This is a genomic window from Chitinophaga sp., from assembly GCF_035538455.1.
GTDB lineage: Bacteria > Bacteroidota > Bacteroidia > Chitinophagales > Chitinophagaceae > Chitinophaga.
Genome location: NZ_DATLKJ010000110.1, coordinates 1 through 19,770, shown reverse-complemented (window position 1 = coordinate 19,770; position 19,770 = coordinate 1). Strand labels below are relative to the sequence as shown.

The 19,770-nt window shown below is 46.4% G+C and carries 11 protein-coding genes; 10 read left to right on the top strand and 1 reads right to left on the bottom strand.

The window, feature by feature from the left end; genetic code table 11:
- Positions 1-94: 94 nt before the first annotated feature.
- The 9 genes from VM802_RS13440 (at position 95) to VM802_RS13400 (ending at position 10,220) form a co-directional block, all read left to right on the top strand.
- A complete protein-coding gene (locus tag VM802_RS13440; protein ID WP_325531262.1) occupies positions 95-448 on the top strand; it encodes a winged helix-turn-helix transcriptional regulator in 354 nt (117 codons plus the stop codon).
- 358 nt (positions 449-806) lie between these two features.
- Entirely contained in the window at positions 807-2,504 is a 1,698-nt protein-coding gene (locus tag VM802_RS13435; protein ID WP_325531260.1) for an RICIN domain-containing protein, read from the top strand.
- A gap of 109 nt (positions 2,505-2,613) precedes the next feature.
- Positions 2,614-2,997 (top strand): RidA family protein, encoded by a 384-nt coding sequence (locus tag VM802_RS13430; protein WP_325531258.1) that lies wholly within the window; start codon positions 2,614-2,616, stop codon positions 2,995-2,997.
- A gap of 215 nt (positions 2,998-3,212) precedes the next feature.
- Entirely contained in the window at positions 3,213-4,109 is an 897-nt protein-coding gene (locus VM802_RS13425; RefSeq protein WP_325531256.1) for a helix-turn-helix domain-containing protein, read from the top strand.
- A 76-nt stretch (positions 4,110-4,185) separates the two neighbouring features.
- Positions 4,186-4,887, top strand: a complete 702-nt coding sequence (locus VM802_RS13420; RefSeq protein ID WP_325531254.1) for an ABC transporter ATP-binding protein — start codon at positions 4,186-4,188, stop codon at positions 4,885-4,887.
- A complete protein-coding gene (locus VM802_RS13415; RefSeq protein ID WP_325531252.1) occupies positions 4,888-5,109 on the top strand; it encodes a hypothetical protein in 222 nt (73 codons plus the stop codon). It abuts the gene before it with no gap.
- A complete protein-coding gene (locus VM802_RS13410) occupies positions 5,109-5,876 on the top strand; it encodes an ABC transporter permease (protein WP_325531250.1) in 768 nt (255 codons plus the stop codon). The genes VM802_RS13415 and VM802_RS13410 overlap by 1 nt, the downstream gene beginning before the upstream one ends.
- Before the next feature lie 334 nt (positions 5,877-6,210).
- Positions 6,211-6,957, top strand: coding sequence for a hypothetical protein (locus VM802_RS13405; protein ID WP_325531248.1), 747 nt, complete (start codon positions 6,211-6,213; stop codon positions 6,955-6,957).
- Positions 6,958-7,208: 251 nt separating this feature from the next.
- Entirely contained in the window at positions 7,209-10,220 is a 3,012-nt protein-coding gene (locus tag VM802_RS13400; protein WP_325531246.1) for a sensor histidine kinase, read from the top strand.
- Here the strand turns inward: VM802_RS13400 and VM802_RS13395 are convergent.
- Positions 10,207-10,851: a response regulator gene (locus VM802_RS13395; RefSeq protein WP_325531244.1), complete on the bottom strand. Its 645-nt coding sequence runs from the start codon at positions 10,849-10,851 to the stop codon at positions 10,207-10,209. The genes VM802_RS13400 and VM802_RS13395 overlap by 14 nt on opposite strands.
- A 728-nt stretch (positions 10,852-11,579) precedes the next feature.
- Between VM802_RS13395 and VM802_RS13390 the strand changes: the two genes are divergently transcribed.
- The coding region (locus tag VM802_RS13390; RefSeq protein ID WP_325531242.1) for a DUF8202 domain-containing protein at positions 11,580-19,770 on the top strand (8,191 nt) is incomplete at its 3' end.

Genomic DNA, 19,770 nt, shown 5'->3' with positions numbered 1-19,770 from the left:
TGAAAAACTATCCCTTCCCAACAGGAAACTAATATCCAACAGGGAAGTGGCCCATTTATCATTAACTTTACATAGGTAGAAAAATGAAAATAATATGGGAAAAAAGGCCGACTGTAAAACCAAGATAACAGGAATAAAAGACGCATTGGAATTGCTTTCAGGCAAATGGAAGCTGCACATACTGGGTACTCTTTTACATCAGGGGAAGATGAGATTCATGGATCTTCAGCGGGAAGTGGACGGTATTGGTACCAAAATGCTTTCTAAGGAACTGCTGGACCTGGAGGTGAATAATTTAATAACCAGGACCGTACTGAATACTAAACCCATTTCAGTAGAATACGAAATCACGGAACTGGGTAAATCTCTGGGAACCGTTATTGACGAACTCGCATCATGGGGGATTTCATACCGGAAAACTTTATATCATACCAGCGCAATCGGATAAGGAGATATCTGCAAACCTGGCCTTAACGGGTAGGTTCAACCGGTTTGATATGCCTTACTGCAACTGCACATCCGCGGGTTGTACCCGCATCAAGTCCACCTCAAGTCCACATCATGTCCGTATTTACTTCGGTATTCCTATACTATACAGGCAGTTATACGCCGTTCCTTCCTGTACAATACATCCAAAGACCTACCCAGCCGGGCATTTCCCCGTATGATATTACAAACTAATTTATCATCTTTGGGAAAGCGTGCGTAAAACTATACGCACCAGCTCCCTCATACGCCTGATTTAAGGTGGATTTTGGACAGAACTGATAGAAAATCAATCCCTTATACCCTTAAAACCAGATTTAATGGCATTTAAAAACTTACCCAATCAACGTTACTACCTGATCGCTAAGCACAGTGGAAAAGCCCTTGGTTTTGCCAATACTTCCCTGGGTTGCAGATTGACGCAAATGACCTTAGATCCGGATAATGAAAATCAGAAATTCACCTTGGTAGAAGGATCACATTTTTACTGGATTTTGCCGGGCAAAGACCGCTATATAGCAGTAAACAATGCTTCCCCGGCTGATGGAGCTGAGTTAATCCAATGGCATTGGGAACCAGATAAAGCAAACCTTCAGTTTCATCTCGATCCGGTTGCCGATGGATATTACCGCATCAGGGCACTGCACAGTAATAAATTTATAGACGTCGTTTATGCCCGGAAGGAGGATGCTACCAGGGTGGAGCAAATACAGTTGTCAGGAACCGATAACCAGTTATTTAAGTTAATGCCCGTTATAGGAGACCCGGCAGCCGAAAGCCCAATATCCTATAGCGAAGCCACTGAAACATTACGTACCGTGTTGTTGGCATTAATCAGTAAAATACCTGACGTAGGAGGCATAAGCGCTGTCATCGGCTTTTTCTGGACCTCCAATAACACACTAGCGAACTTATGGGATCAATTGAAAAGTTATATCGATATCCGTATCCTCGAACTATTAGAACAAAAGCAGATAGAGGAATTACGGGATGACCTCACAGGTGTATTATCCAATGCAAAAACATTTGATGGCTTATCCAACGGTACGGCAGAGAAAGGAGCAAAGCTGATTTCCACTTTAACATACGCAGAAGGAAGACGGCCACACTTCTTAAATAAAAAGGCATCGGTACTTCCTTATCTGGTTGGATTCGGTACCGTCACGATCGCCTTGCATCATAAACTGGTAACAGATTATGAGGAAGTATTCGGGTACAAACCAACAGAAGATAATGCCAAACAGCATTTAAAAGATTTACTCGATTGCATAGAAAAGCTCACCAAGGAAGTGACGAAACACCGGGCCACTCTTTTAAAATCACGCATGGCACTTATCAGGGATCCTGAGGAATCCACTGATTTATATAACCCTGCCTGCACCGCTAAAGATGCTTTTGATAACTGGTCAATGACTTTTTACCCCTCTGTAGAACCTGAAAAAGGAGCTTATATGCCCACCGCCCAAAATGCGGTATTGCAGCGCCGGAATCAGATCAGGGAACAGTACGGGTCTGAGCTGGACGAGTTAATGGACCAGACAAAGACCTGGAAGTACTTTAATCCTGGCGTGACAGAAAAATATGTACCCCAAAAGATAAGAAGGGCTGTCGGCGAATTTGGCGGTATTTCCAACACGGTCCCATTTTCCGGTCTGGACAGCGTCCGTATTACAAATATTACCTTATGGTACGATGATAAAGACACCTTAACTGGCCTTACATTGGGATATGAAAGCAAACCGGACGTAAAAGCGGGCAAGACTTCTTCGAAGTTTATCAAATTGGAGCTGGCCAGAGATGAATACATCAGCAGTGTATATGGGTATATGTACAAACATATCCAGGGAATCTGGTTTACGACACAAAAAGGACGTACCATTGGCGCCGGTAAAAGGAAACGTACCCCCTTTTCTGCAGACCTGGCCGATGGCCTGAATGCCAGACTGATTAACATCTCCGGCTCACATAATAAGCAGCTGCTGGAAAAGCTGACTTTTCACTGGGAATATTCCTATTAAGAACTTAATATAAGCCCGGTGGGATCGCCGGAATACACAAGCCGCCTTAACAGCGGCTTTTGTTATTTTTGGTTATCTTATCTAAATCAGAGCCGCTAAATAAAATGGTATGATCATTAAACACAATCCTAAGGATCTGTTCCCTCCGTATCGTAACTATAGCCACGCAATTGAAGTGAGAGACAATTCAAGACTATTGATTATAAGCGGGCTCAATGGCTATTTATCAGATGGGCAAACGATGCCCGAATCATTTGAAGAACAGGGCGAACTTATCTGGCAACATATCGGAACAATTCTGAGATCTGCCGAAATGGACTACCAGGATGTTATTTCCATCCGGACGTACCTGTCCGACCCGTCATTTGATGAAGCCAATGTGCGGTTAAGAATGAAATACATGAAAACACATCAACCCGCTTCAACTGTAATCTGTTGCACGCTGCTGGAAACAAAGTGGAAACTGGAGGTGGAAGTGATGGCGGCAAAATAAGGACAATATAGACCCCTTCGGCAACCACAACTGGCAGTTGGTCTGATCTCTGAACCCGCAAAATCCCTGAATCCCGGCATATACTACCGGTAGTTGTCAAAAAACAACAGCAAGTAGCGTGATTACAACTAACAGGAGCGGCACTTATACGGAGAGTGGTAATGAACCTCAATATCTTTGTATCGTCGAAAAAATAAAACAAAAAGTCATTAACAATGGATACAAAGATCATTGGCGATAAAATTGCCAAAGCACGAAAAGAGATCAATATGTCTCAGGCACAACTTGCTCAATTGCTGTTTATCAGTCCGCAGGCAGTTGGCAAATGGGAGCGGGGGGAATCCATTCCGGACATCATTACTTTTAACCGGCTCGCCGAAATCCTGGGGGTGGATCTTAATTACTTTTCAGAAAACTTCCCGTCCGCAACTTCTGAAATGGTAACCAATGAGCCCTTGGCGAAGCAGCCGGACGAATTGGCATCTCCCAAACGTGATAATAAGCCCGGTTGGGATATGTCGCGCGGGAACTGGGTGGACGCGGATTTCTCCGGATTGAAGAATCTCCATGAGAAATTCAGTTCCTCCAATATGCAGCGCTGCAAATTTATTGGCGCTGCCATGTCGGGACTTCTCCTTAAAGGTAACCACGTAGAGAACTGTGATTTTTCCAGCTCCGATATAAGCGGCAGTCATTTTCAGAACAGTCACTTAGCAAACGATCTCTTCACAAACTGTACACTGGAAAAAGCGGAATTCTCCGGCAGCCATATTAAAAACTGCGATTTCTCCAATGCAGATCTTACCGGCGCAGTGTTCAATTCCAGTTCCCTTGATAAGAATACGGTGGTAAATGCCATATTGAATGGCACTTCCTTTAATGCCACCTCCATTGCTGATACCGTTTTCGAAGGCACATTGGAAGACTGCTATTTTGACAATTGTGCATTCTCCAGGGTGACATTCCAGAATTCTATACTGCTCAACACCTTCTTCAAATGCAAGACGCTGAAAAAGATCCGGTTTGTTGACTGCCAGACAGACCGGATGACCTACGAATTCCTGAAGAACGGGAAAGCAGATGTAAGTGGTATCACATTGTTAACAGCATAAAATAATAACCATGTCGCAAAATGAAATGGCCATCTCGGTAGAGGGGCTGCAAAAGTCCTATAAAAACGTCCCGGTATTGACGGGAGTAGATTTTCAGGTAAAAGCAGGCAGCATTTTCGCGCTGCTGGGCTCCAACGGCGCAGGCAAGACAACGATAGTCAAGATCCTCACCACGCTGCTGCAACAGGACAGCGGCAGTGCAATCGTAAACGGATTCGATGTGGTATCAAGGCCAGATAAGGTGCGGCAGTCGATTAGCCTGACCGGGCAATTTGCCGCAGTGGATGAGATACTGACTGGCAGGGAAAACCTTGTTATGATAGCCAGGCTGCGCCATCTTAATAATCCGCATCAGGTCGCAACCGATTTGCTTCAACGCTTTGGCCTCGTCGATGCGGCTGACCGCAGGGCTTCTACTTATTCAGGTGGTATGCGCCGCCGGCTCGACATTGCCATGAGCCTTGTCGGAAAGTCACAGCTTATTTTCCTCGACGAACCAACAACCGGGCTTGACCCTGAAGCGCGTATTGAGGTCTGGAAGATTGTCAAAGAACTTGCCGGTAGTGGCACAACGGTATTCCTGACCACCCAGTACCTTGAGGAGGCTGAACAGCTCGCCGATAACATTGCCATTCTTCATAAAGGGAAGATCATCGTGAACGGAACACTCGAAGAACTGAAAAAACTGTTCCCGCCCGCAACCGTAGAATACATTGAAAAACAGCCAACGCTGGAGGAAATATTTCTTGCGATCGTTGGTGAAAAGGAGGAAAGGTAAATGGAAACTATCAGGGATCCCTTCGGCAGGAACACAGGTATTTTGTTAGGCCGTTCCCTGCGCCATATTCTTCACAGTATGAATGCCATCCTCGTGGTAGTTATCATACCGGTTGTACTGCTGCTGCTGTTTGTACATGCATTTAGCACGGCGGTCCTAACGGCGATGGATATATTGGACGATATATTTTTTACAGGCATCAACAAAAAAAGAAAAAAATAATGGAAACGATAAAGAACTACTATTTCACAGACCTGAGTGTTATGCTCGGACGCTCTATGCGTCATGTATTCCGTAGTATGGATACCATCATTACAGTTACCATCATGCCTATTGCGATGATGCTGCTGTTTGTATATGTGTTGGGCGGCGCTATTCAGTCCGGCTCAGATAATTATGTCAATTACCTGTTGCCCGGCATATTGCTGGTTGCCGTTGCCAATAGCGTTGGCTATGTGTCTTACCGCCTCTTTAACGATGTACAGCGGGGAATATTCGAGCGCTTCAGTTCCATGTCGATCGCGCGCTCTGCGGCACTGTGGGGTCACGTACTGACTTCGTTGTTTTCTAATGTGATTTCACTGACGGTGATTATTCTCGTCGCACTCATCATGGGCTTTCGTTCTTCGGCGGGTGTGCTGTCATGGCTTGCGGTTGCCGGTATCATCTCGCTCTTTACATTGAGCCTGACATGGATTGCGGCAATTGCCGGATTGTCCGCAAAATCAATAGATGGGGCCGCCGCCATTGCTTACCCGATTCACTTCCTACCCTTAATCAGCTCGGCATTCGTGCCTACTAAAACAATGCCATCGGGTGTCCGTGCGTTTGCCGAAAACCAGCCCGTAACGGCTATTGTGGAAACCATCCGCGCGCTGTTATCAAATCAGCCTGTTGGTAAGGAAATATGGGTGGCGCTCGCATGGTGCCTCGGAATTACAATTGTGACTTACTTCTTTGCGATGAGAGCATATAGAAAACGGGTGTAAAAGCTAACAGGTCGCTTACTCTCTTTTCTTTCTGCGCATAGGTATTGCATAGCTGTATTGAACAAGCTTTTCGTTAAACGGATTATTGATGCTTAATGTAATATCAGCTTTATTATCCCGGAACTCTTTTCTTGCGGAGAACCTATAGGTATATATTGTAAAAGACCGGTCTTTTATTGATGGCTATTGATTTCTTCTCCAACTCTTAAAACAGGATTATCCGGAAAATTCCTACGGAGGGAATAACATTCCGGCTTTTTTTCAGTCTTAATTTCCTAATATTGCGCCTCCGGAGAAAAAATACGAATGCTTCGGCGATTCAATCTTTGCGCGCATGACACTATACCTAAAATCGATCATTGTATTATTGTTTATATGCAGTATTAACATACAGGTTAATGCTAAAAATTTTACGGACACTACAGGTGTATTTGTTATTGCTAAAGATGATATGCTGCCGGATGGCGCGAGGAAGATTGGCAAGGTAAAAGTTACCGACGGCGGATTTAAAACCAATTGTAGTTATGATAGCACTATTGTACAGGCAAAAGCCAAAGCCATAAAGGCAGGCGGCAACGTTATTAAGATCACCGAATTGTTAGCCCCTGACGGGTTAAGTACCTGCTACCGCCTGTATGGAGAAATTTATCGTCATCCTGATATTCCCGGTCTGGAAGCCCGCAGGAGCCAGGCCTTAGACTCAGCTATGAAATCAATGCTTTCTGATACTGCCTCTTATTCATTATTATGTGTATATCGTCCTGCATCTGCTTTAGGTACTATTATTTCATATAATGTAAAGCTGGAAGATTCGGTTATTTGCCGTGTAAAGAATAATTCCAAATTCTTTATCAAAATTTATAAAACGGGACCTGCCAGGTTATCCGCACGGACGGAAGGGCCTGATGAGGTGTCAATAGATTTTCAACCGGGAAAGGTATATTTTTTGAGATGCTCAATTGATATTGGGGCCTTTGTGGGACATCCCAAATTCAATATCGTCGATAGATATGTAGGATTATATGAATTAAATGCAGTCGGAAGAATTGCACCGAAAGAAATAAGAGACCCCGTCTATTAACATCGTAACACTTACGCCTATATGATATTTTTCTGCATATAACCCCCTTGCTCCGGTATGGTGCACTCTGGCACTGTATTACCGCCAGTTGATTTACAAGGCGCGGCGAACTATTATTTTTATATCTTTACCTACGCTATAGAAAACATGACAGGTGATAGGGTGCTGTATAGTCCTGTCGATATGTTGACCATGCCTTTATATCAAAGATGAACATTACGCTTTTCCTCAACCTAACTTTATTGAATTTTATGCCTGCAGTGTTCAATCCCTCGGAAGACACAACTGCGCATTATTTCATCAAACACTTTACGGATGATGACGGCCTGCCGCAAAACAGCGTTAAAGGCATTGTGCCGGACAGGAATGGATTTCTGTGGCTGCCCACAGAAAACGGACTGGCAAGGTTTGACGGTAGCTATTTTCTCAACTTTGGCAGCAATAACCTACCCGACCTGAAAAGCAGCCGGATGGCGAGAGTCTATCCCAATGACACCGCCATTGCTGTGGAAACGGATATCGGGGAAATATTAACGGTAACAGGAAGTACGGTAACGCATATAGGAAAAGAGCTGCCGGGATATAAATACCAGCAGTACAAGGACCGCAAGGACGATTACTATCCCATCAGGGGATGGCCCGATGATTATGCAGCGCATTTTGCAAAAATCCGTCCCATTGTAATGCCGCAGGGTACAGACAGTTATTTTTCAGTACATAATGATACGATCTCTTTAGTAAAGCGGGGAAAAGTGGAATACCGCATCATCCAGCCTCAGCTTGATCTGTTGCGTTTGTTTGTTTGCGGCAATCAGCTTTTCTACCTGAACAGGGATGGAAAGTTGCTAGGGTGGGAAAGAGACCGACCGGTAAAAGTATCGCTTACCGGAGCGTTGTTATCTGATCCTGCATTCAATACTTGCAGAATCGAATTGTTCTGGAACCTGGCAGCACGCCAGGTTTTTGTATATACGAACGGCAACTGTTATATACTACAGCCAGAACAGGGAGGTATACGTAGTGATATGGTGCTGCGGGACTTTGATTTTCACCAGACCTATATTACTTCGATCTATTATGATCAGCTGAACAGACGGGTTTTTCTGGGCAGCTCCACAAAGGGGCTCTATGTTTGTACCAGACAACAATTTGAGGTGCATAAGTCTGATGTTGCCGGAATGGAAGTATTCTATGCACAGGCGCCCTTTCCCGGAAATACGGTAGTAACAGCATCCGGGATCGCTTTTAACCGGAATGGACAATACCGGTGGCTGCCTTTGTCACTCAACAGGGAAAGTCCGCTGGAGAAATATACATTGGCCCGTGATCAACAAGGAAGATATTGGGGGCGATATGGCAGGATGTTGATTGGTATATCGCCTGATTTCAGTAAGGTTTTACGCAAAGTTGAACTGCCTTTCCTCATTGGCCAGACATACACCGACCGGGAGGGGAATGTATGGGTTGGTGGAAAGTATCGTGGATTGTACTACATAAAAACGGCTGATCCGGATCAGACGCTCCGGTTTCTGCCTGCTGCATTAAACGATGTTACCTACATCAAAGAAGGACAAAGCCCTGGGGGTTTATGGGTAGGCACTGTCAATGGACTATACAGGGTACATCTGCCATCGGGACATACAGATACCATCAGAGGCCTGGAACAAGGGAATATCAGAAGCATCTATGTTCCAAAACAGGGAGAAGTTTGGATTACTACTTATAACCGCGGTGTCTTTCTTTACCGGAATGAACGGTTGGTATCTCTGCCGCTGGATGGTCAGCGGTATATGTCTACCACTCATTGTATTACTGAAGATAGCAACGGTTATTTATGGCTGACAACCAACAAAGGCTTATTTAGTGTCAGGAGACAAGATGCCCTTGATTTTGCAGACGGAAAGCAACACGACGTATTCTATTATTATTTCGGGAAAGACCAGGGATTTAATTCAAACGAGTTCAATGGTGGCTGCGAACCATGTGCCTTTCAATTTGATGACGGTGATATTTCGCTTCCATCACTAGACGGCCTTGTACAGTTTACACCGGCTGCTATCCGGATGGAAATGCCGGATAAGGAAATATTTGTAGACTGGGTAGAACGTGACCTGAAACTGACGGAAGCAGCTGAACGCTTCGAGCTGCCGAATAATTTTAAAACTTTCCGCCTGCATGTGAGCTCACCCTACTTCGGAGATGCCAGGAACCTGTATTTTTATTACTGCCTGGAAAAAGACGATTGGCGTGGAGAACAGATATGGCTGCCTGTAAACAGCGACAGAACGATCACATTGTCGTCCTTGCCATCGGGGCATTATCGCATCCGTATCCGCAAGCTGAAAGGATTTGGAAGAGATCAGTATATCGAAAAGGTAATCACGATTCTTGTACAGGACGCTTTTTATGAAAAAGGATGGTTCCGCCTGGTGGTGCTGTTCGCTTTGATATGCCTGATAATGGCGCTTTACAAAATACGTGTCAGGCATATCCAGCGTCAGAACAGGCTGTTGGAAATAAATGTAGGAAGCCGTACCCGTAAACTGGAGGAAACAATGACCATACTCCGGGAATCCGATCAACAGCTGCGCAGACAAAGTTTAATGCATAAGCGTCTTCTTACCGCCATTACCCATGATATTAAAACGCCGCTGAAATTTTTACTTCGTGTCAATAAAAAAAATGAAGCATTATCCGGCAGATTACAGGAAGAGGAAATAAAAACCGTCACTTATGATAGCCTCTATCGCATGCATCACCTGGTGGACAACCTGATACACTACATGCGCACATCCTTCCTGACCGGCGAGTTTTCCAAAGAAACCGTAGATCTGTTCCAGTTGATAGAAGAAAAAATGGAGATCTTCAAGCCGGTATCAGATTCAAAGGAAGTACAGATCATCAATAATATTCTGCCAGGAACAACAGTGGTCATTAACAAGCTGTTACTTGCCGTTGTTTTACATAACCTGTTGGACAATGCCGTGAAATATACCGCCAACGGTGTTATTGAGGTAACCACTGAAAGAAACGAGCGCAGTTTGATAATACATGTGTCGGATACCGGCTATGGCATGCCACCGGTAATAAGAGACTGGATCAACCGCACAGACAATGATACCGCCGGGCATTCCGAAGGCACGGGAATAGGGCTGATCCTGGTAATGGAGTTGCTCACTGTAATCAACGGCAGATTGTTTGCCGCTCCTGGTACCTCTGTTGGCACCAGGATTTCCCTGCTGCTTTATTTCAATAATGAGTAGACACCTGGTATAGCTGCGCTTTTTCAATTAGCGCGATCACATTTTTTACACCTACTTTTTCAAAGATGCGCGTTTTGTAGGTGCTCACCGTCGTTAGCTGCAAATGAAGCATCTCCGCAATTTTTATCAAAGGAATTCCTTTGGTAAGCAGGTTCATGACTTCAAGCTCCCGTGCAGAAAGACCAATGAAAGGATTGGCGTGACGTTCCTGCTGCCCTGTAAATTTACCGATCAGTTGATCCCGGACTGCTTTACTGATATACTTTTCGCCGGTAAGAACAGTATTAATGGCTGTTCTGAAGTCTTCATCCGGAGAATTTTTTTCGATATATCCGTCTGCGCCTGCCTGAAGATAGTTAAGAGCATACAGTATTTCATCGTGCGCGGAAAAAACCAGAATCCTGATACCAGGCTGCCGGAGTTTCACGGCATCTATCATTTGACGGTTATTGCCTCCCGGCATATTAATATCCAATATCAGCAGGTTGAAAGGCCGGGATTCGAGATGAGAAATGGCTTCATCAAAAGTTTTTGCTTCAGTAACAAGCATAGCACCAGGTAGCGAGCAGATAATTTGTTTCATACCAAGTCGTACTATCGAATGGTCATCTGCTATTAATACATTTATCATTTTCCTTTCCAGGTTAGGGTCAAGGATGGCATAGTGATTTATCACCGCTAAAGTAATGCTTTTTTCTTCGTATATGCATAATGTTTGTAGTTTTCTGACTACACTATGTCAATTGCACTACTACCTTACTATCTTCTGCCTTCCACTATTTTGAAACGCCGGTGTCAGTCAGAACAATTGAAAAACAGCACAGTTGGGAGAAATTACACGCTACGTTGGGACAACCGGAGAGGAATCCGCACTGCTTTAATGTATATCTGTTCAAACTACCGCATGTCAGGCATGAATATTTGTGTAGTGTAAATACTACAGGTGCATTGAATGATAATGACAGGAGTGCAGATTTAGTTTATCTACTTTCGTTTCGAGGTTTGTTCCATTGAGTCATGTGAACAATCTTAAGACTTAGGACAAACTGATAACACCCGTATCCTTTTTGTAAACTTAACGCTTTTCGATGGAGAAATTTTACGCGATTACCGCACCGTGCGGGCTTTACTATCTTATGCTGTACAAATCCCGTCAACGATGAGACGTGTAATGCTGCCTGTATTTGATCGGCATTGACTGAGACAAGTTGTCTATCGGTTTTAACAAGCAACCAATTTTTATCCGTGAGCATGTAAAGGTTCCCTAAAGAATCTTTCCTGGTCCGTTACGCATAGCGTGATGGCCCCGGCCCCTTATTACCCAAAGCTTATTGCATGATGTCCCTCTTAAATAATGTTATGAATCCCGATTCAAGATTTTTCAGCAAAGGCTGTAAAGGTCTGTTGCTGGCATTGTTCGGCATGCTGATGACCGTCGCTGCAACTGCGAACAGCTTCCCCGTCACTAACACCAACGATACGGGCCCCGGATCTTTCAGACAGGCAATCCTCGATGCAAACGCAGCTGGAGCCGGTCCGCACCAGATCGTGTTTAACGTGCACGGACAGATTACGCTGGCCTCTACTATGCCGGTTATTACAACCAAAAAGCTGACCATCGACGGGCAGAACAAGATCACGTTATATTCCACAGGCACCAATTCCGTCATTAATCCCTTTGTGATCAATGCGGACAGTGTAACCATCCGGAATTTTACCGTGCAGAATAACGGGGACATCAATGTAGATATTCTTCCGAACAGGACGGGTATAACGGTCGAGAATATACGCTCTTTCAGTACGGTCGGTAACTTCCTGAATTCATTCATGAGAGTGCAGGGTGCAACTACAGATCTCACGGTGAGAAATATTTATTCCACTGATGTGGAGCCGGTAAGCACCGCTTCTCCACACATTGGGCGGGCTTTTTATTTTACAGGTGGTACGCAGACCAACCTCGTGATGGACAATATCCAGCTGAGTACCGCTGGCAACGTGCGTGGCGGCGAAGGGCTTGTGTTCAGGGATGCGGGCGTAAACGGATTTACGCTGACCAACAGTAATATCAGCGGCTTCCAGAATGCGGTGATGTTTGATAACACTGCCGGCGCTGTGGAGACGGCAAATAATGTGATGTTCAGAAATGTGACCATAGATAGTTTGTGGAGCGGCGTATCACTGGGTATCTATTGCGATTACCCCGCGACTAATTTTGATATTAACAGGACAACGGTGGATATGAATGTGATTGGAGCCGATGATGATGGAGATTATGCAATTCGCTTCGACAATACAACGGATAACATTACACTCGATACCATTAATATAAATGAAAATGATATTCATGCCATCTGGTTCAATGGGGGTGCCAGCAATATAAAGATCAATAAGGCTGTGATCGGGAACAATGTGCCGGGGCTTTACGGAGGAAATGGCTTTATCAGGTTTGAAAGCACGGTGAACGGTTTTACCTGCACCAATTCAATACTGAATGGAGATAAGCTCTCTAACACAGACGATGCGGATGCGGGTATTGCATTTTATGCAGCAGCTACTGCCGTCAATATCGACAATGTTACTTTTAATGAATTTGATGTTGATGGTATTTATATACTCGCAGCAGCTACCAATTTCCAGGTGGGCAATTCGACCTTCACCCGTAACGGTGATGGTATGGAGTTTTACAGTAATGCCGCCAGAAGTAATGTCGATATTATCAATTCATCTTTCTATAACCAGGAGCGGTCAGGCATTGTAGTAAACGGTGCGAATGCAGTAACAGATGTAGACCTGAAGGGCGATACCCTGGTGAATAATATCAACCACGCCGTCTGGTTTTACGGCGGTGCAGGTGTGACGGATGCGCAGGTGGATGGCTGTGTGATACATAATAATGGTGGGGCAGGTATCAATAATGATTCGCCTAACAAGGTCGTCATCACCAACAACTCCATCTATAATAATACTGGTCCGGGTATCTCATTGCCCGCCGGGAACTGTACTTATACTGCTGCCGGCGGCAAGACGCCGGTGTTGGTTGCTTCAACCGCGCTGGGAGGTGGACAGTATCAGTTGCAGCTGACGATACCGAATATAACAGCCGGCGCGCAATACACAGTAGATATATATGCCAATGATCCCGCTACAAACAAAACGAGCGGGCAATATTATGTTACGAGCTTAACGGGATTGTCTGCTGGTACATCAACACAAACAATTACATACAATGCCGGTCCCGGTGCTACCGGTCTTGGTTTCTGGACAGCCACGCTGCGTATCCCTGCTAATAATTGCGGTACCTCAGAATTTGGTAATAGCATCCCGATGACCTTCAAAGGGCCAGCCTGTGTGAACAGCGGTGTAGTCGCATGGTACCGGGCAGACCAGGCAGTGAACGGTGTGAACTGGGGGGATATTTCCGGCAACGCAAATCACATGACGGTTATTGGCGATCCGGATAATACCACTGGCATGGTGAATTTCAACCCTGCCATTTATTATGATGGTAATGATGCCCACCAGGTACCTGCTTCGGCTGCCGTGTCCGGTGCTTATTCCATTATGGGGATGGGGCAGCTGGAAGGCAGTCAGACCGGCCGCGTATTTACCAGCTCCAACAGCAATAAATTAATGGGATGGCATGCAGGGATGGAAAACCGCTTGTATGTGGAAGGCTGGCTGAACACCGGCAACGCGGTAACGGCGAAAGACAAGCTTTATTCCTTTAAAAGAAATGCCAGTGGGGCCTATGAATTTAAAGGCAATGGCGCCCTGCTGAAAAATGGCCCGACGTCAGATGGAACTGTATGGACATTAGATGTGGGTGGTGCCGCTTACTCCGAATACTCCAAGGTACTGATCCCGGAAGTATTCATCTATAACCGTGATCTCTCGCCCGCCGAAATGCAGCGCCTTGAATCTTACATGGCATTGAAATACGGTCTTACACTCAATGCAGGGGCAACAGATTATATTAACAGCGATGGCACCGTACAAATATGGACGGCTGCCGCCAACGCAGGTTATGGCATACGCATCACCGGCATTGGTCGTGAGGATTGCAGTATGCTGAATCAGAAACAATCCCTGAGCCAGGACACCGGTATCGTAACCATTGCACTGGGAAGTATCATCGCTGCTTCCAACGCCGCCAATACCAACAACTTCACGCAGGATAAATCATTCCTTGCGTTTAGTGATAATGGGGGTTCCACTAACTACTTTACAGCTGTCTCCAGTTCGAACGCCACACAACGTATGGTGCGTGTCTGGCGTATACAGAAAACGGCATCCTGGGATAATGCGCAGCAGGTAACATTACAGCTGAAAAATGGCGCCGGAGATAATTACCTGCTCATCAGCACAGACCCCGTTTTCGGTACGGTTACCAAAGAACTGAAACTGAGCAGCACCGGAACGGTTACACTTACGGGGGCTGACCTGGCGAATGGCGCTTACTTTACCTTCGGCAGAAAACAACGTTTCCCTGGTGGTGTAGCTGCTAATTTGCAGACATGGGTAAAAGCGGATGCAGGTACAACAGTGGTGGACGGCAGCATCCTCAAATGGGAAGATCAGGCTGTGCAGAGAGAATGGTTGCCAGGTATTGCCAATATACCCCTTGACTGGACAAAGAGCGCTGTTAACTATAATCCTGCTGCCGCCTTCCTGGGAGCAAACTATTTCAGCGTACCAAAGTTTACAGAGAGCTATACAGCCGGTGAAATATTTTCTGTGCAGTATTCTAACCTGCCGGCTACTTCTACTACCGCAAGCTTCCCGTTTGAGTTTGGAGGTGATCCCGCCACGCTGACCACACAGTTCTATGTTTATAACGGATCACACTATACGCACTTTGGTACAAACACGCGGCCTGGTTATTCGCTGGGCAGCATTAATATTCAGCGGGCGCATATATTAAATAACTGGAGCGCTCCGGGTAGCTGGGCGCTGAACTTCGATGGCAAAACAATAGGTAGCAGTACTACCTTTCCGGTTACCTTCGGTAGAGGGGCCGGGCTGAACTCCGCCATCGGCGCCGGACATAACGCCGTCTTTAATGGAAGCATATCTGAGGTGATCCTGTATAACAGGCAGTTAAATGCTACCGAGCGCACGCAGGTGAATAGTTACCTTGCGCTGAAGTATGCCCTCACTTTGAGAACTGCCGCAGGCGCCGCTACCGATTATCTCGCCAGCGATGCCACTACCCGCATGTGGGCTGTCTCTAAAAATACCGGTTATGGTGAACGCATTACTGGTATCGGAAGAGATGATAATGGCACTTTGCTTCAGAAGCAAAGCTTGTCACAGCTGGATGGCGCCAACGTAACTATTGGCGTGGGTAACAACCTGACAGCTTCCAACGTAGAGAATACCGCCAATGTAACCAATGATCTTTCCTTCTTTACTTTCAGCGATAATGGACAACCGGCTACCTACACACAAGGTGTTACGGGGTTGGGCAATGTTACCCAGCGCATGGGACGTATCTATAAAATAGATCGTACCAACTGGGCCAGCAGCTCCATCAGGCTGGCACTGACAGGAGGAAACAGCACGAACTACCTGTTGGTGAGCAACGATGAAACTTTTGGAGCAGGCGATAAATCATATGTGCTGGATGATAACGGGCAGCTTACACTGAGCAGCGATCTGCTGCCCGACGGCGCCTACTTTACTTTCGCCAACACGCAGGCTGCACCGGCTGGTGTGGCAGCAGGGCTGGAAGTATGGGCAAGGGCTGACAGCGCGGTAGCAGGTGGCACGAGCGTTACACAATGGAAAGAGCTGAGCGCATCTCGCCGCACCTGGACTGTCAACGCAGGCGCTCTGCCCTGGAAGGAGGCTTCTTTTAACTTCAACCCCGGCATCGGTTTCAATGGCAATTATTTTGTACTGCAACCAGAGATAGCGAATAGCTTTACTGCGGGTGAAATATTCTCGATACAAACATCAAACGTCGACAATACTTCTGCTACCGCCATGTATCCTTTTGAGTTTGGTGGAACGTTTGCCGGCGGTGCTGCATTTTATACTTTCACTACCAATAATCAATTTACTTATTTCGGCACTGCGACGAGCCGCAGGAACTTCCCTTACCCGGCCGGTGTAAATGTGCGCAACGCACACCTGCTGAATATCTGGAGCGCTACCAACGACTGGGCAGCCGGTGTGGATGGTAAAGTATTGGCGACAACTAACGTCAATACAGTGAATTTCCTCTCTCCGGCCAACGCAAAGGATTATATCGGAGCAGGCCATAATACCGCCTTCAATGGCGACATACCTGAAGTCATATTATATTCCCGCAAGCTCAGTGCTGTAGAGCGCCAGCAGGTACAATCCTATATGGCGCTACGATATGGCCTTACGCTCGGCATAGACGCACCGGTGGATTACATCGCCAGTGACGGAACTACCACTATGTGGAAAGCAACTGCCGGTGGTGCTTATACCAAACATATCACGGGTATCGGTCGTGACGACAAAGGCATGCTGTTGCAGAAACAATCCATAAGTGCTGACACTGGTATCGTGACTATCGCTGCTGGTGCAACGATTGCGGCTTCCAATAAAGCCAATACAACAACTATCACCAACGATGTTTCTTTCCTCACTTTCGGTGATGATGCCGGCGCTATCGCTTACCTGACGCCGGTTACAGGTATCAGTAACGTCAACAGCCGCATGACCCGCATTTTCAAAACACAGAAAAATAACTGGGCTGATCAGAATATCACTTTCAGATTATCCGGCGGTACCGCACGCACCTACCTGCTTGTCAGCACAGACAATACCTTCGGCGCCGGAGATGCCGCTTATGTATTGAGTGGCGACAGCTCCGTTACCATTAACAGCAGCCTGCTGCCCGATGGCGCCTACTTCACTTTTGCGAAGAATATCACCGGACCAAATGGCGTAAACAATGGCGTTTCTTTCTGGCTGCGTGCAGACGATGGCATGTCCGGTGGCAGCAAATGGAATGACTATAGTAACCTCGGCAACGACGCATTGCAAAATGTGGTGGGTAGCCAGGCAATCACAGACGCAAAAGCTTTCAACTTTAATTACGGCCTCGCATTCGATGGGGTAGACGATTATCTCGATATTACCACTACCCGCGTTGATCCGGCCACAGCTACCCTTTTTGCGGTAGGCAGCAGCACTGCCTACGATGTGGCAGGAGACATCATCAGTAGCGGCGATGTGGGGTCGCCACAGGGAATGGAATTCAGGATCGTCTCCGGAAAACTGCAATACCTGCAGAATGCCGCAGCAATAGTTGCCGTAACCGGTACTAATGCTTTCGAGTCTGGTAGATCCTATATCTTTAGCGGTGTCCAGAATAATAATACGCCCAATGGTGTAAGGGTGTTTGAAAATTACAAACTCGACGCGCAGGGAACAGTTAATTTAAAACCACTCACCGCTAATTTTATTTCTATCGGTAACCGTACCATAGCTGCCAGAGGACTTTACTGGAATGGTAAAATGGCGGAAGTGATCGCATACAACCGCGTGCTGTCAGATGTGGAACGTCAATCAGTGGAATCCTACCTTGGTCTTAAATATGGTATTACCATCAACAACGGCGCTACTGATTACCTGGCCGCCGATGGTTCGAAATACTGGACCGCGGACGCTATTTACAGATCACGTATAACAGGTATCGGAAGAGATGACGCCACTGCACTGAATACAAAACAATCGCTCAGCGTAGATACCGGTTATGTAACCCTCTCTCTGGGTAACAGCATCCCGCTTACCAACGAACAGAATACCAACAACATCACCAACGATAAATCCTTCTTTGTATTTGGAGATAATGGCTTGTCGGCTACTACCTACACGACTGTTGTAAGCGGTACAAATGCTACCCGCCGTTTACCCCGTGTATGGAAAGTAGGTAAAACCAACTGGACAGATCAACAGATCACACTGAAAGCTAATGCAACCGGCACTAAAGTATACCTGCTGATCAGTACAGATCCTACGTTTGCTACGATCAGCCAGGAACTGCCGCTGAATGCAGATAAAACAGTTACGCTCAATACCAATCTGTTGCCTAATGGTGTATACTTCACCTTCGGCGCACCGGTGAAATATCCGGGTGGTGTAAGCAGCGCTAACCTGGTATGGTTGCGCGCAGATATTGCTACGTCCACTACTACAGATAATACGCCGGTTAGTGCATGGAACGACTACAGTCCTAACGGAAATAACTTATCCCAGGCTACGCCTGCCAATCAGCCGCTCTATTTTAACAATGCTGCCGCCAATATAAACTTTAACCCCGTGGTGAGGTTTAACGGTGCGCCGCATGCAATGACAGGCGGCTCTCTCCTGAAGACCGGTACTTACAATGGAGCAGCAGCGTTCTATGCCGGCAGCCAGGCGGCTAACATTAATACCGTTGTCTTTACAGAACCTGCTGGAACAGGTACCCAGTTTACATTGCATGCCACCTGGGGAGATAATGTTGTTTACTGGGATCCTCCTTATGTCAACAATCGTCTGTCCTACAATGCAGGCAATGTCAATAATCAGGTCGTTCTCTGGTCAACAACCAGCGACATCAGTCTGGCTGCCAACAAGCAATCTATTTACAAGAATGGATTGAATGTCGCCAACGGTAACAATAACAGCATATTCACCGGTAACAGCAGCGCCTTCCAGTTGGGTTGGTCAAATGCTTCCTCCTATAACGGCCGCATGGGCGACCTGATCGTATACACTAAAGCGCTCACACCAAATGAGCAGCAACGTGTGAATACGTACATGGGTATCAAATATGGTATCTCATTGAACAGCGGAGCTACCAACTACCTGGCTACCGATGGCAGTACCATATGGGATGCCGCAGCCAACAGCGGGTATAAAAATTATATCACAGGTATCGGCCGTGATGATGCGGAAGACCTTAACCAGAAACAATCCCGCAATACAGACAGTGGCTTGCAGCTGGCCATCGGCCTCAACAGCCTGTCTGAAACAAACCTGGATAATACTAATGCCTTCACTGCCGATAAATCTTACATGGTATGGGGCGACAATGCCGGCAGCGGTCTCTTTAAAACACCGCTGACAGGCCATCCTGTGGCCAACTACCGCATGGGAAGAGTATGGAGGGTACAGGAAACCGGTACCATTGGTAAAGTACAGGTAGCTGTACCTTATGATGCATTACCGAATGCCGCACAAACTTATCTGATCATCAGTAACGATGCTACCTTCGACGGAACAGACCAGTTCATTCCGGTAACAGCTACAACACTCAACGGCGTTAAACATTATTCCGCTGCGGTGGATTTAACCAATGGTCAGTACTTCACTTTCGGCGCGCCCATCAAAACACCTGGTGGAGTAGTAGGTACTTCCCTCTGGCTGCGCGCTGACGCAGGTACTTCCAGTACCGCTGATAACACCGCTATCAATGGCTGGACAGATTATGCTTCGGAGCTGAACAATGCTACGCAGACTACGGCGGCCAATCAACCGCTCTATATGAATAACCCGGCCAGTAACGCTAACTTTAACCCGGTAGTGA